The sequence below is a fragment of the Neisseria sp. 74A18 genome (assembly GCF_001308005.1).
GTDB classification, from domain to species: domain Bacteria; phylum Pseudomonadota; class Gammaproteobacteria; order Burkholderiales; family Neisseriaceae; genus Neisseria; species Neisseria dumasiana.
Map to the genome: position 1 here is coordinate 1 of NZ_LGZA01000046.1, position 11,748 is coordinate 11,748.

Genomic DNA, 11,748 nt, shown 5'->3' on the forward strand with positions numbered 1-11,748 from the left:
CCCGTAGGCAGCATTACAAAAATAAACATTAAATTAATGTAATCTAATTTTATTTTTATCGTTTTTAAACTTTAAAGGCGGAAAGTAAGTGAAGAGAGAGAATTTAATTCAATTTGAATAATTATATCGTTATTTTTAATTGAATGGCATATGTGGATTCGGTTTTTCTGAAGATGTTTTTAATTGAAGGTTAAAGTTGTCAAAGCTGTTTTTGCGTTGGAAAATTCTGCTTAAAAAATGTACAATCCGTGTCTCGTGCAAACTGTATCCTGTTTATGTTTATGCAAATCGGCTCTTATTCGATCAACAACCCCATTGCGCTTGCGCCGATGGCCGGTATAACCGACAAACCTTTCCGGCAGTTGTGCCGCGAATACGGAGCGGGTTGGGCGGTAGGCGAAATGTTGAACAGCGATCCGACTTTGCGGCAAACCCGCAAAACACTCCGCCGAAGCGATTTCAGCGGCGAAGACGGTGTGGTGGCGGTTCAAATTGCAGGGAACGACCCTGTGCAGATGGCGGATGCGGCACGATACAATGTGGAGCAGGGTGCTCAGGTTGTCGATATCAACATGGGTTGCCCGGCCAAAAAAGTGTGTAATGTGTTGGCAGGCAGTGCGCTGTTGCAGAACGAACCGCTGGTGGAGGATATTTTGAATGCCGTTGTCCGCGCGGTGGATGTTCCGGTAACGCTCAAAACCCGTTTGGGCTGGCACGACGAACATAAAAATATTCTTACGATTGCGCGTATGGCGGAGGATGCCGGTATCGCGGCGATTGCCATCCACGGGCGCACACGCACCCAGATGTATAAAGGCGAGGCGGAATATGATTTGATTGCCGAAGCCAAAGGCCGTCTGAATATTCCCGTTTGGGTGAACGGCGACATTACCGCTCCGCAGAAAGCTGCAGAGGTGCTCAAGCAAACAGGAGCCGACGGCATTATGATCGGTAGGGGAGCGCAAGGCCGGCCGTGGCTGTTTCGTGATTTGAAATATTTTGCCGAACACGGTTGCCTGCCCGATGCGCTCACCATACAGAAATGCAGCGAAACCATATTGCGGCACATCGGCGGTATGCACGATTTTTACGGCGAGCGCGACGGCGTGCGCATTGCCCGCAAACATATCGGCTGGTATATCGCAGATATGCCGGAGGGAGAAACCGCACGCCGCGCCATTAATCAGTTAGACAGTGCCGCCGCACAATACGATATGCTTGCCGGTTTTCTCGAGCAGCTGCCCAATCGTGCCGACAGCTGGGCATGCAGTTACCGTTAAGGCCGTCTGAAATCATCCGAGCCTCAATATCAATAATAAATAAAGACATCGTTATGAAACAGAACATCCCCGATATTGCTCACTGCATCGAGCAAAACTTGAAACAGTATTTTCATGATTTGAATGGAGAAATTCCTTGCGCCGTTTACGATATGGTATTGCATCAGGTTGAAAAACCTTTGCTCGAATGCGTGATGGAAGAGTGCGGCGGCAACCAAAGCAAAGCCGCCGCCGTATTGGGGTTGAACCGAAATACCCTGCGTAAAAAACTGGTGCAGCACGGATTATTGGAGGGTTAAAGGCATCAGGCCGTCTGAAAACAAGCCATTCAGGTTTTCAGACGGCCTCATGTTTTCATGAGCCGTTGATACGGTTTTAACCATGTCTGTAAGGAGAAACAAAATGAAAAAATCATGCGTTGCCGCTGTTTTGTTATGTGCCGCAGTTTCTGCCTCTGCCGCAGGAAAAATCAGTGAGCGGAAAGAAATGGAAATTATAGCTTTGGGCGGTAAGAAAAATGTCCGCTTGGAGCAGCAAATCAAACGCGCGCTGGCACCGCTGGCGAAAAGCCGCGGCTGGGCGGTGCAGCGCGGCTTCCATGTCGATAATGAGGCCGGTGTGTATTATTCGATGAAGCGGGATGCGGCAGAATGTGATGGTACGAATTACTGCACGGTCATGAGGGTGTTTTACAACACCCACCCTGAATGCCGCAAGCTGTATGGTAATAAAACGTATTTTGATAAAAACGAGGGCGGCAGCAGCCCCGGTGCTTATTACACCACCCATAAAAACATTTGCTACCAACTGGCGGGTGGCAGAAAAGACGGCGAAGCCGTGGCCAAGGCTTTGAAAAGCGGCATGTGAGTATCAACGCATGTTCCGATATAGGCAAATGTAAGGTTTCAGACGGCCTGCACGCGAAAAGACGGGAGCAGGCCGTCTGAAAAAAACTTTTTTAATTTTGAATGTTTTTTCGACTCAATGTATCAACCAAACAAGGAACCGAAATGGCAACCGTGAAACGTGCCCTTATCAGCTTGTCCGACAAAACAGGCGTTATCGAATTTGCCCAAGCCTTAAACAAGCTTGGCGTGGAAATCCTTTCTACCGGCGGTACCGCCAAAATGTTGGCCGACGCAGGAGTGCCGGTGATCGAAGTCGCCGACTACACCGGCTTTCCCGAAATGCTCGACGGCCGTGTGAAAACCCTGCACCCTAAAATCCACGGCGGTATTCTCGGCCGCCGCGATTTGCACGAGCATGTCGAAAAAATGAAAGAGCACGATATCGGCAACATCGATTTGGTATGCGTGAATCTTTATCCGTTTGCGGCAACCATTGCCAAGCCCGGCTGCACGCTGGAAGATGCAATCGAAAACATCGACATCGGCGGCCCGACCATGGTGCGCTCCGCCGCCAAAAACTGGAAACATGTGGCGATTGTGACCGATAACGCCGATTTCAACGACGTTATCACCGAATTGCACCATAACAACGGCGCATTGAGCGACAAAACCCGCTTCAATCTCTCGCGTAAAGCGTTCAGCCATACCGCCCAATACGACGGCATGATTTCCAACTACCTTACCAGTGTGTCGGATGAAAAATTATCGGGCGAACCCGAAATAGGCGAGTTTCCCACCCAATTCAACCAAAGCTGGGTAAAAGTTCAAGAAATGCGTTACGGCGAAAACCCGCACCAACATGCGGCGTTTTACCGCGACGTCTATCCTGCTGCCGGCAGCCTTTCTGCTTATAACCAACTTCAAGGCAAAGAGTTGTCTTACAACAATATTGCCGATGCCGATGCAGCTTGGGAAGCCGTAAAAGCCTTCGACCAGCCGGCATGCGTGATTGTGAAACATGCCAATCCCTGCGGCGTAGCGGTGGCCGATACAACCTTGAACGCCTACAAGCTCGCGTTTGCTACCGATACCACCAGCGCGTTCGGCGGCATTATCGCCTTCAACCGCGAAGTGGATGCCGATACCGTAGAAGCCGTAACCGGCCAGTTTCTTGAAGTGCTGATAGCGCCTAAATTTACCGATAAGGCTAAAGAAATCATTGCAGCCAAGAAAAATGTGCGCGTATTGGAAGTGCCGCTTTTGGCCGGTTCCAACCGTTTCGAACTCAAACGTGTGGGCGGCGGGCTGTTGGTGCAAACCCCCGATATCCACCGTATCAAGCGCGACGATTTGAAAGTGGTTTCCAAACGCCAACCTACCGAGCAAGAGTGGCAGGATTTAATGTTTGTGTGGAATGTAGCCAAGTTCGTGAAATCGAACGCCATCGTATTCGGCAAAGGCGGCCAAACCTACGGTATCGGTGCCGGCCAGATGAGCCGTGTCGATTCCACCCGCATTGCCGCGCGTAAAGCACAAGACGGCGGTTTTGACCTGAACGGTGCTTGTGCCGCATCCGATGCCTTCTTCCCGTTCCGGGACGGTGTCGATGTCATTGCCGAACAAGGTATCAAAGCCATTATCCACCCCGGAGGCTCCATGCGGGACGAAGAAGTGTTTGCCGCCGCAGACGAGCACGGTATTGCTATGGTGTTGACCGGCGTGCGTCATTTCCGCCATTAACCATTAAACAGCCGAAACAGCTCGGGCCGCAGGCGTGTGGTTCAGACGGCCTGAGTATCATTATTCGGCTCTACACAACAGAAGTAACGAAAATTAAACCGAAAATGCCGATGATTCAAAAAAGCGGCTTGAAACACAAATGCTTTTTATGGTATAAATCGCGTTTTACTATTTTAGAAGTTTGGAGACTAACCATGGCACGAGTTTGCAAAGTGACCGGTAAACGCCCGATGTCTGGCAATAACGTATCACACGCCAACAACAAAACCAAACGTCGTTTTTTGCCTAACTTGCAATCACGTCGTTTTTGGGTAGAAAGTGAAAACCGCTGGGTTCGCCTGCGCGTATCCAACGCTGCATTGCGCACCATCGACAAAGTAGGCATTGATGCTGTATTGGCCGAAATGCGCGCCCGCGGCGAAGCTTAATTTAAAGATATTTGATTAAGGAATACTGCAATGCGCGATAAAATCAAACTGGAATCAAGTGCAGGTACTGGCCACTTCTACACCACTACCAAAAACAAACGCACCATGCCCGGCAAACTGGAAATCAAAAAATTTGACCCGGTAGCCCGCAAGCATGTTATTTACAAAGAAACCAAACTGAAATAAGCAGTTTGTTGATTGTAAACACGATAAAAAGCCTTCGTTGATAAACGAAGGCTTTTTTATGCTCCGGCTGTTTGCAAAGGTCTCAGCCGGAGCGTTCCCATACATTATGCTTCTGTAACAAATTCACGCGAATAAGTTTTTTCGCAATAGTGGCATTTGAGTTTGGTTTGCCCGCCGCTGGTTTTTACATAAAAGCGGCTTTTCACCGGCTCGCCGTGGCTGGCACAGTTGGGATTGGGGCATCGGAATACCTCGCTGATGGTGTCGGGTAGGCTCAAATGCCGCTTTTCAACAACCTGAAAATGCTCAATCACATTCACCGTGGCTTCGGGTGCGAACAGAGCCAAACGGTTTGATTCTTTTTCATCTAAATGAATGCCTGAAATTTTGATGATGTCTTTGCAGCCGTGGTTTTTGCTGGGCAGATTAAAACCTACCGTAACCGCATTACCGGGGTGCAGCAGTTTGAATTGGCGGAGTATGGTTAAACCTTTGCCTGCCGGAATATGGTCGATGACCGTACCGTTTTCAATGGCTTCTACGCTGTATTGTTTTTTTTCCATAGCCTTATTCCTTAAACTTCTTCATTGAGAATCAACGATAAAATAGCCATGCGTGCATAAACGCCGTTGGTTGCCTGTTCAAAATAGTATGCGTAAGGTGTGCTGTCGACATCGGGGTGGATCTCGTCTACGCGGGGAAGGGGGTGGAGAATGCGCAAGTTGCTTTTGGCGTTGGTAAGCATGGAAGCATCTAAATTGAATTTCCCCTGTATTTTGGAAAATTCTTGTTCGTCAAACCGCTCTCTTTGGACGCGGGTCATGTATAAAATATCGGCCCATTCGATGGCGGCTTCCAAAGAGGGAAGAATGTGGTAACTGCAACCGGCTTCATCCAATTCTTCGGTGATATAAGCAGGCATGGCTAAGCTGGGCGGAGAAACAAAGGCAAATTCACAACCCCAGCGTTTTAAGGCTTGAGCTAGTGAATGTACTGTCCGGCCGTATTTTAAATCGCCGCACATGGCGATTTTGAGATGATTCAGACGGCCTTGTGTTTCGTAAATCGTAACCAGGTCTAACAGCGTTTGGCTTGGGTGTTGGTTGGTGCCGTCGCCTGCATTAATAACGGGTACGCTTGAAAATTCAGCCAATACGCGGGCTGCGCCGTCTTTGGGATGGCGTTGGATGATTGCATCGGTGTAGCTGGAAATAATTCTGGCCGTGTCGGCCAAAGTTTCCCCTTTTTTTGCGCTGGTGTTGGCGCCGTCTGCAAAACCGATCACTTTTCCTCCCAGCCGTTGTACGGCGGTTTCAAACGATAAACGTGTTCGGGTTGAAGGCTCGAAAAAGCATGATCCGATCAGTTTGCCTTTAAGTAAATCCGTGCGCGGTTCGTTTTTGAGTTGAAGCGCAGTGTGCAATAAAAGCTCAAGTTGCGGCGTACTTAAATCGGAGATGGAAATCACATTCTGACGATAAAGCAAATTAGGCATTGTATTTCCTTTTTCCATAAAAAAGCCCGCTGGAAATACGGGCACAATGTTTGGGAAACGGCAGAACCGCTGCGGCAGAGGCAGCCGAAAGAAGCGGTGCGGCAGTGAAGATAAACATATATAGCAAATAAACTTATTTTTAACTGCAGGCAGTATGAGTGTAATACGGCAAAGCGCAGCAACGCCGCGGTAAAAGTTAAGTTGATTGACTATAAGCGGTTCTGCGCTGGTTGATGTGCGTAATTATCGCATAACAGAAGGCCGTCTGAAAAACACTTTCAGACGGCCTTCAGCAAGAATAGCACAATATATTAAGTTTATTATATGTGTTATGCCGCGCTCATGGCGTCTTGGCGGCGCAGTAAAGTAATCAGAGCGGCAATGCTTTGCTTCATTTCCCTACGGTCGACGATTTGGTCGATTGCACCTTTTTCCAAAAGAAACTCGGCACGTTGGAAGCCCTCGGGTAAGGTTTCGCGCACGGTCTGTTCAATTACGCGCGGGCCGGCAAAGCCGATAAGCGCGTTCGGTTCCGCCAGCACTATATCGCCGAGAAAGGCAAAGCTGGCCGATACGCCGCCCATGGTCGGGTCGGTGAGTACCGAGATAAACGGCAGTTTTTTTTCTGCCAGCAAATGCAACGATGCGCTGGTTTTAGTCATCTGCATTAACGAGTTCAAACCTTCCTGCATGCGTGCTCCGCCTGAGGCGGCAACGCAGATGAATGAGCAGTTGTCTGCCACGGCACGGCGAACGCCTTGTACGAAACGCTCACCTACAACCGAACCCATAGAACCGCCGATAAAGCGGAATTCGAAAGCGGCAACCACTACGGGCAAACCGTTGAGCGTGCCCTTCATAACCACCAAAGCATCGTCTTCGCCGGTTATTTTGCGTGCGGCGGTTAGGCGATCGGGATATTTTTTGCTGTCTTTAAATTTCAGAATATCGGTAGGTTTAACATGGGCGCCGATTTCTTCACGACCGCTTTCATCTAATAATAGGTTTAAGCGTTCGCGTGCGGATAGCGCATTGTGGTGGTTGCATTTGGGGCAAACGTGGAGATTTTGCTGTAAATCGGTGGAATAGAGTGTTGCGGAACAAGACGGGCATTTGTGCCATAAACCTTCGGGCACGCTTGATTCGTTTTTGTCTGCACGTTTGATTTTAGGTGGCAGGATTTTATCTAACCAACTCATGTGTAAGTTCCTTTGTTGTTTTCAGACGGCCTAAATGAACCGCTGTATCGGCATATTCTTTAGTTGCGCGGTGGAATATGCACTTTTCTTGCAATAGAGCGTTTTATAACAAAACAGATTTTGTTGCCGGCGTGTTTCACACACAGCATCAGCCCTTATTGGTCTGAACCGGATAGCAATTGAATAATTTTCGGCATCGGGCAAATGCCCAAGCAGTTTTTATGTATGAAACGATGAATATAGCCAGCCGTGAAAAGCTTGGCAACTGATTTTTTACCTGATTTTAAATATTCAGAGTAAAAAATCTAAATGGCTGCTTTCAAAGTGCGGATCAAGGTTCCGACAGATTCGGCTTCTTTGCCGGGATTGTTTTCGATTTCTTTCACAATGCGGCTGCCTACAATCACAGCGTCGGCAACGGCGGCGATTTTACGGGCACTGTCTGCATCCGAAATGCCGAAACCCACTCCGATAGGTATGTTGATATGTTGGCGCAACACGGCGATTTTTGCAGCCACTTCGTCTGTGTCCAATTTTGTCGAACCGGTTACACCTTTCAGTGAAACGTAGTAAACAAATCCGCTGGTCAAACGGCCGATTTCTGCCATGCGCTCTTCACTGGTAGTTGGTGCGGTCAGAAAAATACAATCCAAACCGTTCTGTTTTAAAGCATGATGCAGCGTGCCGATGGTTTCTACGGGAGAATCTACGGTTAACACGCCGTCAACGCCGGATTCGGCAGCCGCACGCGCAAATTCTTCATAGCCCATTTTGTGTATGGGGTTAAGATAACCCATTAAGATTACCGGAGTGGTGGTGTTTTTTTGACGGAACTCGCGTACCAAAGCCAAAACGTCTTTTAAAGATACTTTGTTTGCCAAAGCACGTTCTGCCGCACGTTGGATGGTGGGGCCGTCTGCCATAGGGTCTGAAAAAGGAACGCCCAGTTCGATAATGTCGGCACCGTTTGAAACCATACTGTGCATCACATCGAGCGTGGTTTCAATATTGGGATCGCCAACGGTAATATAAGGTATCAGGGCTTTTTGATGGCCAAGTGCATGGAAAGTCTGTTGGATTCTGCTCATAATCAGGATGGGTCTGTTTCAGACGGCCTTCTAAAGAAAAATAATCAAGGAGTATAGCATTGCTTGGCTTGAAGCTGAGCGACTATTTTAGGGCATGTCGTCAGAAGGCATCGTCATCGTGGCGGTATATATAAATGCAGAGGCAAAGTAAAAAGATAACCGTTTGTTTAAAAATAAAAACAGCATAACAGAGTACTGATATATAAAATAAAAAAGCCCGTGTTTTAGGTGAATAACCCAAAACAAGGCTTTTCTCTATAAATACAAATACGCAAACAGTTTAATCAGGTTTGTGTTCAATGTAGTTCTGTTTGTCTTTTTCAGACGGCCTGGTAACCGTATATTCGCCTTCTATAATATCTCCTTTTGGATGCTGCTTTGGCGGATATTGGAAAGGATTTTGCCCGGTTTGAAAGTGCTCCATGTGGGCAATCGGTTTGCCTTTAATCGGCAACAGCAAAATCAAAGCAATCGCCAGAGAAACAAAACCCGGGCTCATCAACAGCAACGCCGCAACCGTATAGCGGATAGGCCACAACATTTGATACAGAGAAATCCCTTTACCGCTGCGCATGGTAGCGCCGGCCATCAATACGCCGGAAATACCTGTATGGCGGAGCATCATCACACCGCCGGCAAAGCTCAGAATCATCAATAAAAATGTCCATCCGCCGCCGAGCCAATCGGCCACCCATACGATAGACATGATTTCTAAAAATAAAAGCACCAAAAAACCGATACCGAAAAAGTGCATTACATTGGCTCCTTAACCAAATCATCCGCTTGTGTGAACTTTTTAGTGGGGATGCTGTGAGCGATAAAGCGGAACGCTTAATGAGAAAAACGGCAGCAAAGCGGAATCTTAAAACACATTCAAACCACCATATCAAAATCAAATATTCCCTTTCATAGCCGAATACCGCAACCGCCGCCGTGCCCACTAAAACATAACCCCAGTAAAATAAAGATTACTTCAATCTCTTTCAAGCATAATCGGCAAAAACAGCCGATATTGGCAGTAAAAAAAAGTAAAGCCTTTATATAAAGGCCGTCTGAAAATTTTTGTAGCAAGCCAAATTTGCTATGCTTACGCCTATGAAAACGAACACACTATTCTCCAGCTTATTTAAAAAAGTTTCACCGATTGCAGCGGTATTAACGCTCGCAGCCTGTGCAGTCTCTTCTTCTAGCGGCCCGGTTCCCGAAGGGTATTACAGAGTTCAGAGTGGCGATACACTGTACCGTATCGGCCAAAGATTCGGTCAGAGCGTACATACACTCGCCGCTTGGAACAGCCTGAAAGACCCGACCAGGATTGAAGTCGGGCAAGTGCTTAAAGTTCGGTCAACCGGAAACCGTTCGCAAACCGGCTCGAGAGAGGCGCGCACAGTAACAGTAGCCCCCACCAACCGCCTAAGCTTGCAATGGCCCGTCAGCGACGGTAGCGCAAACATCATTGAACGCTATAACGGCAGCACCAATAAGGGCATCGATATCGCAGGCCGGTTAGGCAGTCCGGTTCGTGCAGCGGCTGCAGGAAAAGTGCTGTATGCAGGTGAAGAGGTCAGGGGTTACGGCAAAATGGTATTGATCAGCCACAACAGCAGCACCATTACAGCCTATGCTCACAATGATAGCTTCGCCGTACAGAAAGGCCAGCTTGTTCAAGCAGGGCAAACCATTGCAACAATGGGTAGCACAGATACCGACCGCGTTAAGCTTCATTTTGAAGTGCGGATTAACGGCAAAGCTGTTAATCCCGAACAGTTTCTCAAATAAACGTAATATCCGGCGGCTCAAATCGGACGGGAACACAACATCGTTGAGGCCGTCTGAAAACCAAACCTCTAAATCAGGAATCAAGTCGGCTTGAATAAGGGCGGATTATATATTCCGCCCGCCGTTTGGCTTTCAATAACCGTTACGGAACTCTGCCAACGGCTTCAAATGCAGTTTCCCAGATAACATCTCATCTCATAAAACGATACGCGGTGCCGAAAAACAACATAACCTGACAATTTGTTGCAAATGTGCCAATTTTTGAAAGGTAAGATGTATCCAAATGATTTAAAAAGAAATAAAATAAAGTTGTGGGTTAAAGCACACACAATCTACAAACCCGAAAGCTTCCGAAAGCCGATAAAGTTTGTTTTTTTGCAACGAAGCAATTATATTAGCAGGCATGAAATCGCTTACCCCGCGATGAATGCATAAGCTTGGATGGCTTCATAACCCATTTGAGTTTGTTTTCTTAAATGATAGAAAAGGAATACAGCAATGAAAAAATCTCTGATTGCCTTGTCTTTGGCTGCTCTGCCTGTTGCAGCAATGGCTGACGTAACTTTGTACGGCCAAATCAAAGCTGGTGTTGAAATTTCTAAAGTAAAAGTAGGTTCTGGTGATGATAAACAACGCAGCAAAACTGCGACAGAGATTGCCGATTTAGGCTCTCGTATCGGTTTCAAAGGTCATGAGCACTTGGGTTCTAACCTGAACGCTATTTGGCAAGTTGAAAACAAAGTAAGCGTTGCCGGTGGCGGTGAATGGGCCGGTCGCGAATCGTTTATCGGTTTGGAAGGCGGCTTCGGTAAATTCCGCGCCGGTAAATTGAATACCCAATTGAAAGACATGGGTACCATTGATCCTTGGGAATACAACAACAACGCTTTAGGCTTGGGCGTGTTTACCCGTACCGGTGATCGCGTAGTTTCCGCTCGTTACGACAGCCCTGTATTTGCTGGCTTTAGCGCAAACGTACAATATACTCCTCGCGATAATGCTAACTCTGGTGATAAATATACTCATGAACAGAAATCAAAAGAAGCTTACTACGGTGGTTTGAATTATGAAAATGCCGGCTTCTTTGCTCAGTACGGTGCTGCATTCCACAAAAATGCTTATTCTAAAAATGGTAAAGATAAAGCTGGTCAAGTTCACCGTGTAGAGGCTGGTTACGATGCCAATAACCTGTTTGCAGGCTTGGGTTACCAATTCACTAAAGGTGTTGACACTGTTAGCTCTTACCGCAATGCTTTGAGTAATGGTGTTGTGCCTGTTGTACAAGATGACGACACTACTCCTGATGTTATTGAAGGAGGCCCTGCTATCAGAACTCAAGAGTTGGCTGCTACTGTAGGCTATCGTTTCGGTAACGTGACTCCTCGCTTGTCTTACGCTCATGGCTTTAAAGCTAAAAACGTTGTTAACAATGACAAAATCGACAACACTCGCTACCATCAAGTAGTGGTAGGTGCGGACTACGATTTCTCTAAACGCACTACTGCTATGGTTTCTGCCGGTTGGTTGAAAGCCGGTACTGGTAAAGAGAAAATCCAAAACACTGCCGGTTTGGTTGGTGTACGTCACAAATTCTAATCGTATTGATTGGATTGAAAAGAGCCTGCAAATGCAGGCTCTTTTTTATCAATGCCAATTGTATTATTATTATTAAAATTTAAATTGGTATCGTATCGGTCTCTTATAC

Annotated in this window: 13 protein-coding genes; 8 read left to right on the forward strand and 5 right to left on the reverse strand. The window is 47.3% G+C overall.

The annotated features are described in order from the left end of the window. Positions 1 to 281: 281 nt before the first annotated feature. The 6 genes from dusB (at position 282) to rpmG (ending at position 4,482) form a co-directional block, all read left to right on the forward strand. Positions 282 to 1,280: a tRNA dihydrouridine synthase DusB gene (dusB, locus tag AKG43_RS11080; RefSeq protein WP_054600616.1), complete on the forward strand. Its 999-nt coding sequence runs from the start codon at positions 282 to 284 to the stop codon at positions 1,278 to 1,280. 53 nt (positions 1,281 to 1,333) lie between these two features. Further along, positions 1,334 to 1,579: a Fis family transcriptional regulator gene (locus tag AKG43_RS11085; RefSeq protein WP_054600607.1), complete on the forward strand. Its 246-nt coding sequence runs from the start codon at positions 1,334 to 1,336 to the stop codon at positions 1,577 to 1,579. A gap of 103 nt (positions 1,580 to 1,682) precedes the next feature. Then, positions 1,683 to 2,147, forward strand: coding sequence for a hypothetical protein (locus tag AKG43_RS11090; RefSeq protein WP_054600608.1), 465 nt, complete (start codon positions 1,683 to 1,685; stop codon positions 2,145 to 2,147). Between the two features lie 143 nt (positions 2,148 to 2,290). Further along, positions 2,291 to 3,868, forward strand: coding sequence for a bifunctional phosphoribosylaminoimidazolecarboxamide formyltransferase/IMP cyclohydrolase (gene purH, locus AKG43_RS11095; protein WP_054600609.1), 1,578 nt, complete (start codon positions 2,291 to 2,293; stop codon positions 3,866 to 3,868). A gap of 194 nt (positions 3,869 to 4,062) precedes the next feature. Further along, a complete protein-coding gene (rpmB, locus tag AKG43_RS11100; RefSeq protein ID WP_054600617.1) occupies positions 4,063 to 4,296 on the forward strand; it encodes a 50S ribosomal protein L28 in 234 nt (77 codons plus the stop codon). Between the two features lie 30 nt (positions 4,297 to 4,326). Continuing rightward, positions 4,327 to 4,482 carry a 50S ribosomal protein L33 gene (gene rpmG / locus AKG43_RS11105; RefSeq protein WP_003684373.1) on the forward strand — a complete coding sequence of 52 codons (156 nt, stop codon included), beginning with the start codon at positions 4,327 to 4,329 and terminating at the stop codon, positions 4,480 to 4,482. 104 nt (positions 4,483 to 4,586) lie between these two features. On the opposite strand, the gene pyrI is transcribed toward rpmG, so the two are convergent. The 5 genes from pyrI to AKG43_RS11130 all read right to left on the reverse strand — a co-directional run bounded on the left by pyrI (position 4,587) and on the right by AKG43_RS11130 (position 9,018). Next, positions 4,587 to 5,045 carry an aspartate carbamoyltransferase regulatory subunit gene (pyrI, locus tag AKG43_RS11110; RefSeq protein ID WP_054600610.1) on the reverse strand — a complete coding sequence of 153 codons (459 nt, stop codon included), beginning with the start codon at positions 5,043 to 5,045 and terminating at the stop codon, positions 4,587 to 4,589. Positions 5,046 to 5,056: 11 nt separating this feature from the next. Next, entirely contained in the window at positions 5,057 to 5,977 is a 921-nt protein-coding gene (gene pyrB / locus AKG43_RS11115; protein WP_054600611.1) for an aspartate carbamoyltransferase, read from the reverse strand. Between the two features lie 329 nt (positions 5,978 to 6,306). Beyond that, positions 6,307 to 7,176 (reverse strand): acetyl-CoA carboxylase, carboxyltransferase subunit beta, encoded by an 870-nt coding sequence (gene accD, locus AKG43_RS11120; RefSeq protein WP_054600612.1) that lies wholly within the window; start codon positions 7,174 to 7,176, stop codon positions 6,307 to 6,309. 305 nt (positions 7,177 to 7,481) lie between these two features. Further along, complete coding sequence (gene trpA, locus AKG43_RS11125) at positions 7,482 to 8,264, reverse strand: tryptophan synthase subunit alpha (protein WP_054600613.1); 783 nt, start codon at positions 8,262 to 8,264, stop codon at positions 7,482 to 7,484. 280 nt (positions 8,265 to 8,544) lie between these two features. Beyond that, a complete protein-coding gene (locus AKG43_RS11130; protein WP_054600614.1) occupies positions 8,545 to 9,018 on the reverse strand; it encodes an FxsA family protein in 474 nt (157 codons plus the stop codon). A gap of 341 nt (positions 9,019 to 9,359) precedes the next feature. On the opposite strand from AKG43_RS11130, the gene AKG43_RS11135 reads away from it, so the two are divergent. Together AKG43_RS11135 and porB are read left to right on the forward strand one after the other, a co-directional pair. Next, on the forward strand, positions 9,360 to 10,043 hold the full coding sequence (locus AKG43_RS11135; RefSeq protein ID WP_054600618.1) for a peptidoglycan DD-metalloendopeptidase family protein: 684 nt from the start codon (positions 9,360 to 9,362) through the stop codon (positions 10,041 to 10,043). A 498-nt stretch (positions 10,044 to 10,541) separates the two neighbouring features. Further along, positions 10,542 to 11,639 carry a trimeric porin PorB gene (gene porB, locus AKG43_RS11140; RefSeq protein ID WP_054600615.1) on the forward strand — a complete coding sequence of 366 codons (1,098 nt, stop codon included), beginning with the start codon at positions 10,542 to 10,544 and terminating at the stop codon, positions 11,637 to 11,639. Positions 11,640 to 11,748 lie beyond the last annotated feature (109 nt).